The organism is Stenotrophomonas sp. SAM-B (assembly GCF_013387485.1).
Lineage (GTDB): Bacteria > Pseudomonadota > Gammaproteobacteria > Xanthomonadales > Xanthomonadaceae > Stenotrophomonas > Stenotrophomonas maltophilia_AA.
In genome coordinates this window covers 38,136-53,993 of sequence record NZ_JABBXB010000002.1, presented here as the reverse complement: position 1 = coordinate 53,993, position 15,858 = coordinate 38,136, and the positions used below count along the sequence as shown (strand labels likewise).

Below are 15,858 nucleotides of genomic sequence, written 5' to 3'. Positions count from 1 at the left end.
ACGACGAACAGATACCCGCGGCGACGTAGCCAGACGGTGACCGCAGCGTGGTGAAAATGTGGAGCCCGCCCAAACGCCGTTCTCATGGCGGCGGGAGCAGCATAGAGGGCGACACCAACACGGAGCGACCCATGAGCAAACTCCCCCTCAATCCCGGCGCCGACGTGGATGACCAGGACAAAGCGCACACCCCGGACAAGCTCCGAAACGATGACGCCACGTGGAAAGACAAGGACATGCCTGAGGCGGACCACACCGCCAAACCGGAAGATTACGAGCGTCCGGCAAAGCCCTGAGGGCCGGCTCCGGCGATTCCACCCTATTCAGGAGAGCCAGATGGCCTTGATCCATTCGATTCTGATGGGAGCCGTCGCGGGAATGCGCGCGATGACCCCTTTGGCCGCAGTGACCAATGCCGCGCGGAGCGGTAACTTGCCCGCCGACAACGGTGCCCCTCGCCTTCTGGCCAACAAGCTCGCCTCCGCAGGGATGCTCGCATTGGCAGGCGGAGAGCTCGTTGGTGACAAGATGAAAACGGCCCCCGACCGCATCGTTCCGGCAGGCATGGTTGCGCGCGTCGCTACCGGGCTCATTGCAGGCGCGGCGCTCGCTCCCCATCGGCAGCGAAAGCTGGGCGCGCTTCTGGGGGCCGGCGCCGCCGTTGGTATGGCCTACGTCACCTTCAACCTGCGCATTCGGGCGATCGCCCGCTACGGTCAGCGCAGCACCGGCGCCGTGGAAGACGCCATTGCCGTGGGCAGTGCTGCCCTCATCACACAATGGGCTGCCGGGGGCGCCAAGCCAAGAGGACGTCGCGGATGAACCTCAATGAGCCCACGTCCCTCGGTCGGCGGTGCTGGGCTATCGCCGAGGGCTACATCCCTGCGTGGAGCAACGGGCCGGAACCAGAGCTGCAAAGCCACGAGACCTGCTGCATCCTCAACACCGGTTCCACCGATGCGGCGATCACCCTGATCCTGTATTTCGAGGATCGCGACCCGCAGGGCCCTTACCGCTTCACCGTCCCCGCCCGGCGCACGTGTCACAAGCGCTTCAACGATCTGAGGTGCCTGCCCCGGTGCCCCGTGGCGTGGGTTTTTCGTGCGTCATCGAATCCGATGTTCCGGTCGTCGTCCAACACACCCGGCTTGATTCACGCCAAGCCGAGAACAGCATCATGACGACCATCGCCTCCCCGCTCTGACCCTCCGGTCGCTCCGGTCCCTGCACATCGCATCGACACCACTGGGCCGCGGAACCTGGATCGATGAAGCCTGCCCATAGAGATGCGCCAGTAGTATGAGGGCATCTGTCAGGTCCGCGGCGGATATCAAATCTAAGAATGAAGCGCTGCCTGCCGTGCAGAGGAGCCCCCTTTCCAGATCTGAATGATTTAGACATCAGGACCTGCTTGACCGCCGCGACGAGCTGTGAGGGGAATCCCACGCGCGCGTGTGCAGGGCATTCAGGCCCCGAATACGACGCTATTCACGGAAAACTGGCTGAAATTACCCTACCCTTCGGCCCATGTCTGCACAAAGCCATGGAGGGACGCCTGTGATTGAGCAAGCCCGACTGTCTGCTTTGCACTCATTGAACATCTTGGACTCTGACCCGGAGCCGTTTTTTGATGCCCTCACTCGGGCTGCGCGATTTGCGACAGAGATGCCCACCGCGTTGATCTCACTGGTGGACGGTGGCCGTCAATGGTTCAAATCCCAAACAGGCCTAGAAGGCGTGCGCGAGACCCCGCGCGATATCTCCTTCTGCACGTGGGCCATCCTTTCAGAAGACGTATTTGAGGTGGAAGACGCTTCCATTGATCCTCAGTTTTGCGAAAATCCATTGGTGCTGGGCGCGCCATACGTTCGACACTACGTGGGAGCACCGATTCAGGTGGCCGGGGGCCTACGCGTGGGGACGCTGTGTCTGCTGAGCCAGACTCCTGGCAAACTCACGCCCTCCCAGAGGGCGCTCCTGCTGTGCTTGGCTGAAGCTGCTGCCGCGGGGATGGAACAACGATCACAACTGCTCGAGCGGGTGTCCGAGGCCACTCGACTTCACGACGACCTGCAGAAGAGCCAGGCGCTCCTCGAACAGACCAATGCCTTGGCCAAGGTGGGCGGCTGGGAATTCAACGTTGATACGAATGAGCTGGAGTGGACCCAAGAGACCCGCCTTATCCACGGCGTGCCCCATGCGTCACCCTCCTTGGAAGCAGCGCTTGCCTTCTACCCTGAAGCGGTCCAAGGGCTCATTCAAACTGCCCTCGCAAGCTGCGCCCAGCACGGCACCCCGATCGATCTGACGGTGCCCTCGACGAAGGTGGACGGAGAGCGGATCTGGGTTCACGTGGTCGGACAGCGGCTCCGAGATGAACGGGGCAGTCGGCTGATCGGTGCGGTTCAGGACGTCTCGCTTCAGCGCGCCGCGAGTGACGCGTTGGCACTCAGCGAATCCAAATACCGTCGCTTGTTCCAGCACAGCATGGGCTTGATCTGCACTCACACCTTGGAGGGAATCGTCACGTCCCTCAATCCGGCCGCCTCCCTTTCATTGGGTCGGGAAGAGCGCGAGCTCATCGGCCGTCCGCTGTCGGTGATCCTTCCGCCAGACAGGCATATTTATCTGCAAGCTTATCTGGCCAAGATCAAGGAAGATCAGAGCGACTCGGGGGTGATGGAACTCGTTGCCTCGGATGGGTCTCGGCGCTTTTGGGCCTACCACAATGTTCTAGATACGGAGGCGGACCCTCCCTACGTGCTGGGGCACGCCCAAGACATCACCACGCAGCATCTCCAAGAACAACAACTCCAGGAGCTGGCCTCCCGGGATCCCTTGACCCGTTGCTTCAACCGGCGCTATCTCACCGAGCTCGCTCAACGCCAGCTGGCCGCCTGGGGCTGCCTAGTGTTCGACCTGGATCACTTCAAGGAGGTCAACGACACCCAAGGCCACGCTGAGGGAGACGCCGTATTGATCAAGTTTGCTGCGTTTCTGGAGTCCAAACTCCTAGGCGAGGAGGTCGTCATTCGCCTTGGAGGCGATGAGTTCCTGGTCTTCGTTCCCCGCGCTACGATTGAGCGCATGGACCAGCTGGAAACGTGCTATCGAGACCGGGCTGATGAGGCGCCGATTCGATTTTCAGGCGGATGCGCCGTCAGCCGGCCAAATGAGTCGGTCGGTGACACCATCAATCGGGCCGACATGAAGCTCTACGATCGACGAAAGCAAGAGCGCTCGTGACACCTATAGGGCATCCGTCAGGTGAGTAAGCCCAGTAAGGATCGATGGGCAGCCACCCCCGCCAACGCTCCTTCGCCAACCGCCAGGGCAACGTTCCCCGCAAACCGGGCCGCGTCGCCGCAGGCGAACACCCCAGGGATCGTGGTCTGCTTGGCCGAATCGGTGGTGATGCATCCTGCATCCTCGATTGCGCAACCCAAGCGTGTAGATAGATCTGAGGCCAGCGAACTGTCAGGCTGAACGAACAAGGCTTCCATCTTCCGCACGCTGCCGTCGGCGAGACGGAGGGTCGCTTTCTCGGTAACGCCGACTAAGGCGCTTGCCTCCAAGGCCGCACCGATGGCCTTCAGGTCCCTGGATAGCTCTTCCACGTCGGTGGTGGTCAACGCCCCGGCGTGGAACGCCGTGATCGCTCCCCACTGAGAAAGCGCCTTGACCTGATCCATCGCCTCCGCTTTGGACGCAATGAGCACGCCGATGTTTGTCCCGCAGATTTCATAGCCGTGGCAATAAGGGCAATGCAAGACCGTCTCACCCCACCGCTCTGCTAGGCCTGGAATGTCGGGCAACTGATCGACCACCCCGTGGGCGAGGATCAACCGCCGAGCCTGGTAGCAAGAGCCAGATGCGCAATGGATGGCGAAGCCCGTCTCCAGCGAACCGGTAGCCGTGATGGCCTGGTCGGTCGCCCATTGCACTCGGTCATAGGCGAGCAACTGTTGGCGGCCCATCTCGAGGATGTGTGCGGGGGCAACCCCATCCCATCCCAAGCACCCGTGCGCCTTCTCAGCGCGCTCGTTGCGCGGCTGACCTTGGTCAATGACCAGCACCGTGCGGCACGCTCTGGCTAGCTGCAAGGCAGCCGACATGCCGGCATAACTTCCGCCGACCACGACAGCGTCGAAGTGGGGCAGGTCTTGGGAAGTTGGGCTGTTTTGGTTGATCATCGTCGTTCGTTCGCTTTCGTCGACTGGGGAGTGAGTTACTGATGGGTGCAAGGGGCTTGACGCATTCATTTCCTCGCCACGCAGGTCGACTCAGAACAGCTTAGCCTGCACCGGCGGATAGATCAGACCTTGCCCCGCCCCATGCGCCATCGGGCTCAACGGATGCGGTTTGGGTTCTGCGTTGGACACGATGTGCAGGACCTCATCGCCCCGGTGCGTCAGCAGGTCGGAGATGAGGCGTCGATGGCAGCGCCACCACGGCGCCTCCGCGCACATCAGAGCGGTTCGGTGCGCACTCGCCATTGCAAGAGCCTTCTCTAGCCCACTGGCAAACTCGGCAGACGCCATGTGGTCAGCGTAGCCTTGGAATGCAGAGTTATCCCACGCTCCGTTCGGCGAGTTGGGCTGCACCCTGCGCCGCCCGCCTAATTCCGGAATCCACTGATACGTCATGCCGTGGGCAGGCAATGTGTCAGCCATCTGCTCCGTAGAAAACCAAGGGTGGCGGCGCGAACCCGGGAAGCGCCGCACATCCGCGATGGCGGATATCCCTTGCGCGGACAGCAATTGCAAAAACGTATCCAAAGGCCGAGTGGAATGGCCGATGGTCCAGACAGTCAGCGGGTTGCGGGAAGGCACGCTCGGGCCACCTACATCGCGTCTTAGGATCGGCCCCACGATTATGTCTCTCTCCAGTCCAACAAGCGCACGTGATCCGCCCCATCTGCAAGGTGTGCACGCCGATCCTTGAGGCGCGTAGTCCAAGGAACGGCCCACAGGCCGCTGCTACTGACTTCTGCGCACCCCTCTGGACTGTCGAGCTCGACGCTTATTCGAACAGTCCCCTTGGCCTCGCGATGCAGCGCGTCCCACCGCCGCCATCTCCCGCGAGAACCATCGGTAACCTTGGGCACAGATCTCGACAGGCTGGTCATTGGAGTGGGGGTAGTGCGGTAGCAGCTCCGCCAAGTGCTGAGCTGCCTCCGATACCGTTTGATCGGAAAACGCTGTTGAGGCGGCCCACCGCTCCAATAGGCATAGCGATTGGGGGGCATAGCAGGCCCTCATGTTCCACCTGTGAAGGACCTCATCGTGAGGCCATAGGGGTAAATGCGGCGCGAAGGACCACTCGCATGCTTGGTCAACTGGGATGGACGCTCAACGTCGCGCGGGCGGAAGAGCTCTGCCTGATCACCGCCGTGCTGAGAGAAGTGACTTCAACGATACCAAGCTGACGGTGCTGGATTCCTCCAGCAGACGAAGTGCCCGTGCCTTCTTCGCGCCGCTTCCGGCCACCGCCTCAGGCACAACGACCGTGTCGTATTCTCTGGCCTTGCTGTCGTAGCACGTCGACGCGATGCAAGAGTCGGCAGCCATGCCAGTGACCACCAGTTGCGTGCAACCGAGCTTGGCCAGAAGTATCGGCAGGGGCGTGGCGAGAAACGCCGAGTGCTTTGGCTTCAAGACAAAGTAGTCCCCTGGCGTCGGCGACAAGAGCCGTGCGATTGCGGCGGGCGCGCCGTCGCACTTCAGACACACCTGCACGAGTTCCTTGAAATCCATCTGCCAGTCGGCAAAGTTGTCGTTGGCGTAGATCACGGGCCGGTCGGCTGCGTGAAAGTGCTCTCGAAGCCGCGCGATGGTCCGAGCGGCCGAGAGCGCACTAGGCTCCAACGCCTTTGCGTCCGGAAAATCGAACCGGCTGAACATGTCTACGATCAGCAGCGCGGGCCTCGTCTTGGCGATTCTGGACCCCACGGCGATCAATCCCCCGTTTGACTGTGAGGGGCTGCCAGAGGCTTGGATTGCGGGGAATCCTTCTGACGCAAGAAGATGGTCAGGACCACCAACGCAAGGACAGCCAGAAACTCACTTTGCCAGTTCTGGAAGGACTCGAACCAAAAGCTGCTGCTGAAGAGGTGATCCAGCAGGGTCGGTGCCGGCAGGCTTTTAGACACGCTTTCGTCCACCTCACTGCGCCAACTGCCCGCCAAGTGCAAGGAAAAGCTCACAACGAACAGCAAGGTGAAAGCAATGGCTAGGGAGTGGCCATACAGCATTTTCCAAATGCCGCCCTTGCGCACGGGCCAAGGCGTTGGCCCCTCCTCAACCCGTTCTTCCTCTTCGCTCTCAGACAGCGGCCGAGACTCGGCCGAGCCCTTCTGGCGCAATGAGACCGTCAGCAGAACATACATGCCCATCTGAAGAAACTCACTCTCCCAGTTCTCAAACGTAGCGCTGACAAAGTGCCCGCTGTGAAGGTAACCCCACACATCCAGGATTGGTCGATGGGCCTCGCGAAGCTCATCGTTGTGCGTCAGGAAGCCACTCCAGACCTGTCCCAATAGGGATGCAATCAGCAGCAGGAGCAAGACTATCGACAGGCCATTTCTCTTCCACATGTCTACTGTTCGTCCACTTTTTTGGCTTCGAGGACCGGGACCGACGCAAGGGATTGGTGCTGTAGCTAGGGAGCGCCACCCGTTTTGGGATGTGATCGGCGGAAACCTCAACCCCGCTTGGTCTGCAATCAATCAGGCAGTCCGCAATGGGGACGATAGGAGCCGGCTCGTGGGGGCGGCGTGAGCACCGCGGCATCAAGGAGTAAAGTCGGCCGGGCCGGTTCGCCGTTGACGGCGATCGGTCACGTCCGAATGAGAGTTTGGAGCGCAGGACGGCATGGTCCGATCTGCATGCTGGGGGCCGGACAACGCCTTCAAAACTAGAGCGGCCCAGCGAAGCGCGGTAGTCGCGAAGCTCCGCCCCAAGCATTGCCGGGCTACCCGAGTCGGCCCTCCGCGATCAGGTCGACCGCGATCACCTCGGCGTGACGCAGCGCTCCTTCTAACGAGGCGAAGGGGGGCGCCGCCACGGGTCTACTGGGGCCCGACTCCAGCCGAACCTCCTGAAGCGTCCAACCCACGACCGAGTCGCCCCAGAGCTCTGCGGCGTAGTTCCTGCCGTTGACCCCTAGCGTCACGCTGCTGTAGCGGTCGTCATCGCGCTCGATGCTCATCTGAATCACCTATCGTAGGAACCGGCGATCCAGTCCAGACCGATACGGCATATCGATTCGAACTGTCCACCAGTGACTAGCTAAATGCCAGTTCTATGGGTCGCGTCTGCGCCCTGCTGGCTCAATGATTCACCATTACGGCGGCAATCAATGAGCCTGCTCTACGCCTCACCTCGAAAGATGAGGGGCGACGAGAGCCCGAGACTCAGGATACGCCGGACAGAGCAACCGTTCACATTGGCTGACCTACGCTGAGAGCACCAACATAAACCCACCCCGACCTTGGTGTCGATTATCTTTTGCAGAGGAATGAATGAGTAAGCGAACCTTTGGACATTTTGCTGCCGTGGCCGCTCGTGCCTCCGGAAGCCTCGGGGCTTTTGTCGCGGCCCTGGGTGTGGTGGTGGTATGGGCCGGCAGTGGGCCGCTGTTCCATTTCAATGACACCTGGCAACTCGTTATCAACACTGGCACCACTATCGTCACCTTCCTGATGGTCTTCCTCATTCAGCACACTCAAAACGGGGACACCGCCGCCCTACACATCAAGCTTGATGAGCTCATCCGGGTCACCAAGGATGCCAACCAAGAGCTGCTCAACCTTGAATCCATGGAGCCTGCACACCTGGAAGAGATTCGCAAACGATACGAGTCTCTGGCAAAGACCGCGGCGGACATCAAGAGTAAAAAGGAGCGCTGCATGCCTTGCGAAGCCGCCGGGGCAAAAGCTGAGGCAACCACGTCGTAAGCTCTGCGAGTTGAGGCTTTGCTCACATCGACTGGCATAGGGTCTATTCAACCCTCACAGTCCTTTTCCTATGCCAAGCAGCAAGGCTTATCCGGCGGTCCACGGGGACATTCTTGTCCTCGAGGACGACTTTGACTTGGCGCCCCTACTCAAAGACGTGCTGGTCATGGCCGGATACGACGTTTGCTTGGCGCGAACGGTTGCGGAAGCCCGAGCACTGCTGAGCAAGGGATCAGTGGTGGCAGCCGTGTTGGACTGGACCGTCCCAGGCGGAAGTGCGGAGGACCTGGCTGACCAGTTAAAGGCCGGGCGCATTCCCTACGTTTTTGCTTCTGGCGGCAGTCCCTCCGACGTGCCGGAGCGGCACCGATGGGCCCCCTTCTTCGCGAAGCCATTCGCCATTACCGCCCTTATAAATGCGCTGGAGGACGGGCGATCCGGCGGTGTCCCACTAGCCCGGTAGTTCGTGCGTTCCGGACATCACGAACGCTTGAACTCTTTTTCACGCCGGGTCCGCCTCCTCAAGTGCATCGTAATGGCTTGACACACCCTCAGATCAGGAGCTTTCCATGGCCATTAAGACCGCAGAAGAACTGTTCGTGCACGAGTTGTCTGACATCTACAGCGCGGAGAAGCAGCTGACCAAGTCGCTGCCCCGCTTGGCCCGCGCTGCGGAGAATCCTGATCTGGCTGCCGCCTTCGAAATGCACTTGGAGGAGACCCAAGGGCAGATCGAGCGCATTGACCAAGTGGTGGACGTGCTCGGAATTCGCCTCAAGCGCATCAAGTGCGCTGCGATGGAAGGCTTGGTGGAAGAGAGCAAAGAAGTGATCGACTCGATTGAAAAGGGGCCCGTGCGTGACGCTGCCCTGATCGGCGGTGCCCAGAAGGTCGAGCACTACGAGATTGCCTCCTACGGCACCATTGCAGCATTGGCCAAGCAGCTCGGCTACAAGGACGCCCTGCCCTACCTCCTGGAGACCCTGCAGGAAGAGAAGTCCACGGACGAAAAGCTGACGTTGCTCGCCGAGCAGGGCGGCAACCAGAAAGCCGCCGCCGGCAAGAAGTGAAATGACCAGACGGGCCTTCGGGCCCGTCTCTTATAGGGTCAGGTCGTATTCTGAACGTGTCTTCATCGCTACGCGACCTCGCCCCCAATGTGGGGCTCCACGTAATGGTGAAGATGGCCCATGGCCGTCGTTGGCTTCCCGGCCTGCCGGCCAAAGCACACAAAGCCTGTCCAATCGGCTTGTATCATGGTGCGCATATGCAGGGGGTCTGCCAGCAGCCATCGCATGCTCAGTAAGGAAGAATGCGTCGCCCTACCGAACCACGGCAAAGTTCCACGAGATCTTGGTGGTAAGAAGATCCCTGAATTCGGTGGTAGACGGCGGACGTTCCGTCTTCGGGGCCTTCAAAGTACTGGAGGAACCGGACGCCATCGAAGAACAACACGCCCGTAACCCCTGCCTGCACGTTGAAGGACGCTGCGCGCTCCACCATCGCGTCGATTCCCTCCCTGCTCCAGGGCTGGACTGCTTCGCTGACGTAGGCAACTGCGCGAATCGGCATTTCATTCCTTGTGCGTCTCGACCTGCAGAGCCTACCCCTAGTGTGGGAAAGGCGTGGTGACAAAGTGTAGAGATATGAAATCAAGACTCAGGCTATCTATCCGCCTTCGCTCAGGTCACCGTGCTAACGGGTCTGTCACAGCTTGCGCTCCATGCTGCTTCCACCGGCTGCGCCTAGAACTTCCCGTGTCGATGATGATCGGGTTGTTCACCATCACGCGCTACGACGCTGTCTTAAATGCGGTCGGAGGAGTGGAGAGGGTCACGTCGCTGACGGTCGAATGCGGGCTCTGCCACGCCACCACTACGTCAGACTATGAAACCCTGGTGCACCTGCCCGGCGGGACCTTGGTCAGCTGTGAACACTGTGGGACGCATCAGGCCGTCAGCAATTTCAAAGTCGCTGAATGGGGTCGGGTCGCGCCGGCGAGAACCTAGGCTGCGCGCCGAAGGGCGTCTTGGCGGACGCTTAGACCGATTCGGCCATTCGGCTCAGCACTTGGCCAATATCGCGCAAGCGAAACGGCTTCTCCATCAGTGGACTCCCGCGGAACCGTTCTGGAAGGTGGTTGGATCCAAACCCTGTGGTGAAAACGAACGGGATGCCCCGTGCGATAAGCACATCTGCCACAGCAAACGAGTCTGCACCATTAAGGTTGACATCCAGCATGGCTACGTCAAAACCACCTTCCGCTGCCCGTGCCAAAGCGTCCTCGAGTCCATCTGCTCGATGTGTCACCTTGTGACCGAGCTGGGCAATCGATTCGCCCACCACCTGCATCAGGGTCGGCTCGTCCTCCACCAGCAGCACGTTGAGCTTCTTTTCTTCAGTAGGCATGTGCCACTCCCTCGCTTATCTTTGACACTCACGATGAGCGCCTCGGGGTCGATCGCCCGTCGGTGTCCTAGTGTAGAACGTGAAAGGCGCCAGCTCGCCTTCTTTACGCTTTTTTTACATCTGCGGACCTAGTGTGTCCCCAGCCAAGAGGACGTCCTGTGATCGAACCCCAGCGCCCCCGAGTCGCTCTGATTGATGAGTCCCGTCAGTTCACCCTGCTGGTGAACTCTGTCACAGATTACGCCCTCTACATGCTGGACCCGGACGGCGTCATCATGACGTGGAACCCTGGCGGACAGCGCATCAAGGGTTACGCGGCCACCGACGTGGTCGGAACGAATTTCTCCCGCTTCTATCTGCCCGAGGAGGTTCAGGCGGGGATTCCCCAGCGGAACCTACGCACGGCTGCGACGGAGGGACGATACGTCGATGAGGGGTGGCGCTTGAGGCAGGATGGCTCCCGCTTCCGTGCCAGCGTTGTGATTGATCCGATCTGGGACAACGGGGACCTGCTGGGATTCGCCAAAATCACTCGCGATATCACCGAGCGGTATACGGCCCAAGAGCGACTCCAAGAAGCCCAGCAGAGCCTGATGCAAGCCCAGAAGATGGAGGCCATCGGCAAATTCACGCTGGGCCTTGCCCATGACTTCAACAACCTGCTGACCATCATCATCAACTGCCTTGATCTGGTCAGGTTAAAAACCAAAGACAGCGCGGTGGCGGGACTCGTTGAGACGGCTCAACGCGCGGTGGAACGTGGAGCGCTGTTGACTCGCCAGCTTCTCACCTTCGGCCGCGGACAGGCATTGGTGCCTGAGAACTTGGATCTGGGAGCACTACTCGAGGAGACCAAACCTCTGCTTCAGCGGTCGGCGGGAAGTGAGGTCTCAGTCGCGTTGGACATTCCCAGCAACCTTCCCACCCTCCGCTTGGACCGAGCGCAGCTTGAAGCCGCGGTGCTCAACTTGGTATGCAACAGTCGCGATGCCCTGCCCCAAGGTGGGCATATTCGAATCACAGCGTCCAAGCAATTGCTGCAGGATCCTGCCAAGCCGGGGGTCGCCCCATCCCCTTACATCTGTCTCGCTGTCAGAGACGATGGGGAAGGTATTCCATTGAATCAGCAGGCCCGAGTATTCGAGCCTTTCTTTACCACCAAGCCCGTGGGCAGGGGCAGCGGCCTAGGCCTGAGCCAAGTGTTTGGGTTCACGACGCAGTCGGGCGGCTTCACCACGCTCGAGAGCGCTCCCGGCGCAGGCACCCAAATCACGCTTTGCTTCCCCGTCCCCGAGGAATGACATGCCCATCCACGTTCTTTTTGTCGAAGATGAAGCAGACCTGCGGACGGTCGTGGTGGAGGCACTGACGGACCAAGGGTTTGCAGTGACAGCAGCCAGCAACGGGGTCGAGGCGATCAGTGAGCTAAGGGGCGGCATCCAATACTCTATGGTCGTCACTGACGTGTGCATGCCGGAGGGTGTTTCCGGATTGGACGTCGCTGCCGAGGTCGCCCACAGCCAGCCCCAAGCCCGCGTAATGGTGGTTTCAGGCTTACCACGGGCGCAGCTGCCCCCCCTCCCGCCTAGCGTGCGCTACTTGCCCAAGCCCTACCGGTTTTCGCAACTCATCAGGGCCATCCACGAGGAGCTGGGGTGAAATGGCGCTCACGGTTGCTTTAGCGACCGGTCGTGGTCGCCCGTGGAGGCCAGCAAGCAAAGAGCAAAAAACGGGGGCCTGCGCGGCCCCCGTTTCCTTTCCTACCGTCCCGATTAAGGCTCTCGAGGGTTGGCGTCCACCGCGCCGGCACCAGGGCCTGCCCCAAGCTCCGCACCCGTCGGCGGGCGGGCATCGGGATCAGACAATGTTCGGGCCGCCAAGGCTTCCAACGCCGCCGCCTCCTTCTCGTTGAGCGTCACGCCACAGCTGCCGTCGCCACCGTCGAGCGCGGCTTGCGCATCCTCATCCGTTACGCGCTCCCACAGCTCGCCGCTGTTCCAGCTGCCTTCCACATCGCCCTCGCCTTGGGACATGTCCATGTAGAGGTCGGTGAACGCCGGATCGCCGGGGAGCTTGCCCGACGGGAAGTTCGGCTGGATGCTGTAAAGAGCTTTTTCGAACGACTTTTGATGAGCAATCTCACGCGTCATCAGGAAGCGAAGAGCGTCCTTGATGCCCGGATCGTCAGTGACGTTGATCAGCCGCTCGTAGACGATCTTCGCGCGGGCCTCTGCGGCGATGTTGGACCGAAGATCGGCGGTGGGCTCACCAATACTGTCGACATAGGCAGCGCTCCAGGGCACGCCACTGGAGTTCACCAAAGCCGGACCGCCGCCATAAAGAACCTGCTCAGTGTGGCTGGTGCTGTTTTGCCCCATCAAGCGCATGTCCTCGGCTTCCATCATGCCTTCGGAGAGAACTGCCTTAGGCCCCTGATTGAGCATGGCAATGATGGTACCAATGATCTCTAGGTGGCTGATTTCCTCGGTGGCAATGTCCATCAGCAAATCCTTTCGGCCCGGATCGGTCTCCCCGATGCCTTGGGTGAAATACCGCATCGCCGCAGCAAGTTCGCCTTGCGGACCTCCGAACTGTTCAAGCATCAACGCCGCCAAGGCAGGGTTGGACTCTTTGACCCGAACGGTATACATCAGCTTTTTATGGTGAACGAACATTTGCGCATCTCCTGGGCTGGCGTTGGCTTGCCTTACTTGACCGCGGCGGGGTTCTTTTTCTCATCCGTGGTGGATGCATGGTGCGCGCTTTGCCATGGTCACCCTGTGCAAAGATGTGACGAAACAACGTTCCCAACCAACACGCAGTGCTGATGCGTGCGTAACGTAAAGTGGGGAGGCGAAGGATGTATATCGGTGGCGAACGCCCTCAAGCCCCTCGATGAAAGGGCCGATCGGCACTGCGCCCCGCCGGTTGGCCGGTGGCGCAGTGTGGCCGACCTTTAGTCGACGTAGGGCTCTAAGCCTGATTCACTTGAGCGGCGAATCGGGTCTGCTGACACGTCCCAACGAAGGTCCCTTACGTCATTAGATCGCCCTTGGCGGCGTTAAGCACCTTGTCGCGCGTTGCACCCAGCGTGAGGTCGAGTGTCCTGTGCAACGCCAACACCTGGAAAAGGTAGTGGCGGGGCGGGTCGCCGACCCGCTGAGCAAGGCCGCACAGCCGCCTGCGCAGAACTCGCTCCTACCCGGTAGACACGCGGGGCGTTGCCTACACCTACGCCCAAGTCGGTCTCAAACGCCTAGGCGCGGGGTCAGTTCAGCATATGTCGCTGAAGGACAAACTCGGCGCGTGGCTGGATGGTGGTCCCACCTACCGCCTGCTGATAGCTACGTCGGCAAACGGCGAGAATCGGCCCCTGTCCCAGGCGCTTACGGCTGGGCCAATCGCAACTCGAAGGTCGTCTTTCCTTGAGACGACTCTACAGATACGTTTCCCCCATGAGCACGTGCAATCTGCTTTACAACAAACAGTCCCAGCCCGAGGCTGACGCGCTCCTCGTCGCCGCCGGATGCTCCCCCACGCTTCAGTGGATCGAAAATCTGATTGAGAACTTCTTGCGGAATGACGGCGCCAGGATTCGTCACGGCGAGAATCGCCTCACCACCGTCGACCCTCAATTCAACATCAATATTTCCTCCGCGCTGCCCGTATTTATGGGCATTGCCCACGAGATTTGAAATAGCCTCCCGGACCCGACTGGCATCGCACACCATGCGAAGCACCTCTGGTGCATAGAGGTGAATTCGCGCATTCGGCATCGCAGAGCGAAGCAGTTCAATTTCTTCGCGGCACGCGGCTGCTAAGTCAACATCAACCCGGTCGACGTTGATTTCGCCTCCGAGCTGCGCCTGATTGTAGACAAGAAGTTTGTCTAGCAATTCACGCATGTGCTCACAGCTACGCACAGCGCGGTCTGCCGCCTTCACTGTTACTTCGTCCGAGGCGCGCGCAGCGATAAGTTCGGAGGTGAGCAGGATAGCATTGAGCGGATTACGAAGATCATGGCCGAGAACGCTCAGAAAAATGTTGCGCCAACGATCCGTCTCGGCGGCGTAGTAGAGCACGGACTCGGCAATCGCTTCGTCGACCGCCTCGTTGAATCGCGCAACGTCGCTTGGAGGGATCGCGTGCTGCTCTGTTGAGTCGGACCATAGATGCAGGACGGACGTGCGTAGAGCACGATACTCTGACACCAAGTGGACAATGCTGTATCCACTATTCGCACGATGCAGTGCGTGCGTGCCTGCGGCCGATGGCTCTTGGCCTGCTGGAGTAGGAGCGTCCCCAACAGATTTTGCGATCGCCTCAGCCCGCGTCTGACGACTTCGTAGGTCTGCCACTATTGCGCCGATGATCTCAGGAAGGTGATCGCGAAGCTCGACTTCCCCCAAAGCCGGACTCACTTCCACTGATTTCGCGAATTCTATGGCCCGGCCAACAATCGTCTCCGCATGCTCCTCTATAAAATCCGCCAGCTTGCTTTTCATGCCACCAACCTTCGGTCCCAGAGGTTGGATACTAAAGCAAGAGCGCCGGAGAGGCGTGGGCGCGCGCCGAGCACTCTGGCCACACTGGGCTCCTGCTCCAAATACGGCCGCTGATTTTTGGCTCCCGCCTACCCCTCCATCCCCTATTCATCCGTTCGGGGGCCTGCCGTCGCGTTTTCTTCTCCCCTCCTCGGCTCACCACTTCTGCTGCGGCCCCTCGTAGCATGAACGTGGGCAGCGGTAGGATCCTCGATCTGGATGACCTCGCCTCTCTGCCATGCATCTGCTCCTGCATCGATGTGGGGCGCGGCAATGTCGGCACGACGCTTCCGCTTGTCCTCGCTATCGACCCCGAGTCGGGCGTCGCGTGCGCCCACCATCGCCGGGTCGGCTTGGCCATCCGCCGTGAACCCCATCATCAACTGCGGCATCCCTCGGGGCAAATCCCTGTCCAGATCTGTGTGCCAGGTGTGCCAGGTCTTTCCATACGTGTGGATGAGCTTCTCCATGAGTTCATGCTCAGCCACGTCCGGAATCCCTGGTGCAATCAGCTGCCCCGATTTCACTTCGTGGACGTGGCTGTGCCAAAGCGCCTTCTCTTTCTCGGGGAGACCAATGAATAGCTTCGCGCTGATGATGTATTCCACGCCCATCAGCTTGGCGTCTTTCACGTTTCCGTCGTAGATCGTGCACTGGATGACCTCCTCGTTGAGGATCGAGCAGTAATGGTGGGCTTCCATTTGGCCCTCCGGCTGACCGTTGTAGAAATGAAATCCGTCCAGGTAGGCGTTGATAGCATCGATGGGCGGACGGTCCTGCAGCACCGCCGCGCCGGTCTCCAACGCCTTGGTTTTGGCCGTTTCCTCAGCCCCCGGAGCTTGCACACTGGACTCGGTGTTCCCGCCTCCGCAGGCGGTCAAGGCAAGGACTGCTGTGGCAGATAGGATGGGTCGACGCATCGTGCTTTACTCCCAAATCGGTTTCGAG

General features: G+C 60.3%; 18 protein-coding genes and 1 pseudogene. 9 read left to right on the top strand and 10 right to left on the bottom strand.

Annotation, left to right across the window (positions count from 1 at the left end; translation table 11 throughout):
- Positions 1 to 131: 131 nt before the first annotated feature.
- From HH110_RS04455 to HH110_RS04440, 4 genes and pseudogenes are all read left to right on the top strand, one after another.
- Complete coding sequence (locus HH110_RS04455) at positions 132 to 296, top strand: hypothetical protein (RefSeq protein WP_165699825.1); 165 nt, start codon at positions 132 to 134, stop codon at positions 294 to 296.
- 40 nt (positions 297 to 336) lie between these two features.
- Positions 337 to 822, top strand: a complete 486-nt coding sequence (locus tag HH110_RS04450; protein ID WP_153165302.1) for a DUF4126 domain-containing protein — start codon at positions 337 to 339, stop codon at positions 820 to 822.
- Positions 780 to 1,204 (top strand): annotated as a pseudogene (locus HH110_RS19585) (sensory rhodopsin transducer). Before HH110_RS04450 ends, HH110_RS19585 begins: the two are co-directional and overlap by 43 nt.
- A 353-nt stretch (positions 1,205 to 1,557) precedes the next feature.
- Entirely contained in the window at positions 1,558 to 3,246 is a 1,689-nt protein-coding gene (locus tag HH110_RS04440) for a diguanylate cyclase (protein WP_342589213.1), read from the top strand.
- A 17-nt stretch (positions 3,247 to 3,263) separates the two neighbouring features.
- Here HH110_RS04440 and HH110_RS04435 read toward each other — a convergent pair whose 3' ends face one another.
- The 5 genes from HH110_RS04435 to HH110_RS04415 all read right to left on the bottom strand — a co-directional run bounded on the left by HH110_RS04435 (position 3,264) and on the right by HH110_RS04415 (position 7,209).
- Entirely contained in the window at positions 3,264 to 4,193 is a 930-nt protein-coding gene (locus HH110_RS04435; protein ID WP_176988551.1) for an NAD(P)/FAD-dependent oxidoreductase, read from the bottom strand.
- Between the two features lie 90 nt (positions 4,194 to 4,283).
- Positions 4,284 to 4,832, bottom strand: coding sequence for a DUF488 domain-containing protein (locus HH110_RS04430; RefSeq protein WP_342589212.1), 549 nt, complete (start codon positions 4,830 to 4,832; stop codon positions 4,284 to 4,286).
- Positions 4,833 to 5,384: 552 nt separating this feature from the next.
- Positions 5,385 to 5,951 (bottom strand): isochorismatase family cysteine hydrolase, encoded by a 567-nt coding sequence (locus HH110_RS04425; protein ID WP_342589211.1) that lies wholly within the window; start codon positions 5,949 to 5,951, stop codon positions 5,385 to 5,387.
- 5 nt (positions 5,952 to 5,956) lie between these two features.
- A complete protein-coding gene (locus HH110_RS04420) occupies positions 5,957 to 6,595 on the bottom strand; it encodes a DUF6766 family protein (RefSeq protein WP_176988549.1) in 639 nt (212 codons plus the stop codon).
- Between the two features lie 377 nt (positions 6,596 to 6,972).
- Positions 6,973 to 7,209, bottom strand: a complete 237-nt coding sequence (locus HH110_RS04415; RefSeq protein ID WP_176988548.1) for a hypothetical protein — start codon at positions 7,207 to 7,209, stop codon at positions 6,973 to 6,975.
- A 313-nt stretch (positions 7,210 to 7,522) separates the two neighbouring features.
- Here HH110_RS04415 and HH110_RS04410 point away from each other — a divergent pair, with 313 nt between their 5' ends.
- Together HH110_RS04410 and HH110_RS04405 are read left to right on the top strand one after the other, a co-directional pair.
- Positions 7,523 to 7,957, top strand: a complete 435-nt coding sequence (locus HH110_RS04410) for a low affinity iron permease family protein (RefSeq protein WP_176988547.1) — start codon at positions 7,523 to 7,525, stop codon at positions 7,955 to 7,957.
- Between the two features lie 569 nt (positions 7,958 to 8,526).
- Positions 8,527 to 9,027, top strand: coding sequence for a ferritin-like domain-containing protein (locus HH110_RS04405; RefSeq protein ID WP_176988546.1), 501 nt, complete (start codon positions 8,527 to 8,529; stop codon positions 9,025 to 9,027).
- Between the two features lie 229 nt (positions 9,028 to 9,256).
- Here HH110_RS04405 and HH110_RS04400 read toward each other — a convergent pair whose 3' ends face one another.
- Entirely contained in the window at positions 9,257 to 9,529 is a 273-nt protein-coding gene (locus HH110_RS04400; RefSeq protein WP_176988545.1) for a BLUF domain-containing protein, read from the bottom strand.
- Positions 9,530 to 9,720: 191 nt separating this feature from the next.
- On the opposite strand from HH110_RS04400, the gene HH110_RS04395 reads away from it, so the two are divergent.
- Positions 9,721 to 9,966, top strand: coding sequence for a hypothetical protein (locus HH110_RS04395; protein WP_176989112.1), 246 nt, complete (start codon positions 9,721 to 9,723; stop codon positions 9,964 to 9,966).
- Positions 9,967 to 9,997: 31 nt separating this feature from the next.
- Here HH110_RS04395 and HH110_RS04390 read toward each other — a convergent pair whose 3' ends face one another.
- Entirely contained in the window at positions 9,998 to 10,366 is a 369-nt protein-coding gene (locus HH110_RS04390) for a response regulator (protein WP_176988544.1), read from the bottom strand.
- A 158-nt stretch (positions 10,367 to 10,524) separates the two neighbouring features.
- On the opposite strand from HH110_RS04390, the gene HH110_RS04385 reads away from it, so the two are divergent.
- Both HH110_RS04385 and HH110_RS04380 read left to right on the top strand, forming a co-directional pair.
- Positions 10,525 to 11,667: a PAS domain S-box protein gene (locus HH110_RS04385; protein ID WP_176988543.1), complete on the top strand. Its 1,143-nt coding sequence runs from the start codon at positions 10,525 to 10,527 to the stop codon at positions 11,665 to 11,667.
- Between the two features lies 1 nt (position 11,668).
- The gene (locus HH110_RS04380) at positions 11,669 to 12,025 is read left to right on the top strand and encodes a response regulator (RefSeq protein ID WP_176988542.1); all 357 of its coding nucleotides are present in this window, start codon (positions 11,669 to 11,671) and stop codon (positions 12,023 to 12,025) included.
- A gap of 113 nt (positions 12,026 to 12,138) precedes the next feature.
- On the opposite strand, the gene HH110_RS04375 is transcribed toward HH110_RS04380, so the two are convergent.
- From HH110_RS04375 to HH110_RS04365, 3 genes are all read right to left on the bottom strand, one after another.
- Positions 12,139 to 13,041 carry a manganese catalase family protein gene (locus HH110_RS04375; RefSeq protein WP_176988541.1) on the bottom strand — a complete coding sequence of 301 codons (903 nt, stop codon included), beginning with the start codon at positions 13,039 to 13,041 and terminating at the stop codon, positions 12,139 to 12,141.
- 711 nt (positions 13,042 to 13,752) lie between these two features.
- Entirely contained in the window at positions 13,753 to 14,871 is a 1,119-nt protein-coding gene (locus HH110_RS04370; RefSeq protein WP_176988540.1) for a sensor histidine kinase, read from the bottom strand.
- A 143-nt stretch (positions 14,872 to 15,014) separates the two neighbouring features.
- The gene (locus HH110_RS04365) at positions 15,015 to 15,830 is read right to left on the bottom strand and encodes an OBAP family protein (RefSeq protein ID WP_176988539.1); all 816 of its coding nucleotides are present in this window, start codon (positions 15,828 to 15,830) and stop codon (positions 15,015 to 15,017) included.
- Positions 15,831 to 15,858: the final 28 nt, after the last annotated feature.

What these genes read in the sequence shown, in the direction of transcription:
- HH110_RS04395 (WP_176989112.1), top strand. Translation starts at nt 9,721, where the DNA reads ATGATGATCGGGTTGTTCACCATCACGCGCTACGACGCTGTCTTAAAT.
- HH110_RS04375 (WP_176988541.1), bottom strand. Translation starts at nt 13,041, where the DNA reads ATGTTCGTTCACCATAAAAAGCTGATGTATACCGTTCGGGTCAAAGAG.
- HH110_RS04450 (WP_153165302.1), top strand. Translation starts at nt 337, where the DNA reads ATGGCCTTGATCCATTCGATTCTGATGGGAGCCGTCGCGGGAATGCGC.
- HH110_RS04410 (WP_176988547.1), top strand. Translation starts at nt 7,523, where the DNA reads ATGAGTAAGCGAACCTTTGGACATTTTGCTGCCGTGGCCGCTCGTGCC.
- HH110_RS04435 (WP_176988551.1), bottom strand. Translation starts at nt 4,193, where the DNA reads ATGATCAACCAAAACAGCCCAACTTCCCAAGACCTGCCCCACTTCGAC.
- HH110_RS04455 (WP_165699825.1), top strand. Translation starts at nt 132, where the DNA reads ATGAGCAAACTCCCCCTCAATCCCGGCGCCGACGTGGATGACCAGGAC.
- HH110_RS04420 (WP_176988549.1), bottom strand. Translation starts at nt 6,595, where the DNA reads ATGTGGAAGAGAAATGGCCTGTCGATAGTCTTGCTCCTGCTGCTGATT.
- HH110_RS04405 (WP_176988546.1), top strand. Translation starts at nt 8,527, where the DNA reads ATGGCCATTAAGACCGCAGAAGAACTGTTCGTGCACGAGTTGTCTGAC.
- HH110_RS04380 (WP_176988542.1), top strand. Translation starts at nt 11,669, where the DNA reads ATGCCCATCCACGTTCTTTTTGTCGAAGATGAAGCAGACCTGCGGACG.
- HH110_RS04365 (WP_176988539.1), bottom strand. Translation starts at nt 15,830, where the DNA reads ATGCGTCGACCCATCCTATCTGCCACAGCAGTCCTTGCCTTGACCGCC.
- HH110_RS04400 (WP_176988545.1), bottom strand. Translation starts at nt 9,529, where the DNA reads ATGCCGATTCGCGCAGTTGCCTACGTCAGCGAAGCAGTCCAGCCCTGG.
- HH110_RS04370 (WP_176988540.1), bottom strand. Translation starts at nt 14,871, where the DNA reads ATGAAAAGCAAGCTGGCGGATTTTATAGAGGAGCATGCGGAGACGATT.
- HH110_RS04415 (WP_176988548.1), bottom strand. Translation starts at nt 7,209, where the DNA reads ATGAGCATCGAGCGCGATGACGACCGCTACAGCAGCGTGACGCTAGGG.
- HH110_RS04390 (WP_176988544.1), bottom strand. Translation starts at nt 10,366, where the DNA reads ATGCCTACTGAAGAAAAGAAGCTCAACGTGCTGCTGGTGGAGGACGAG.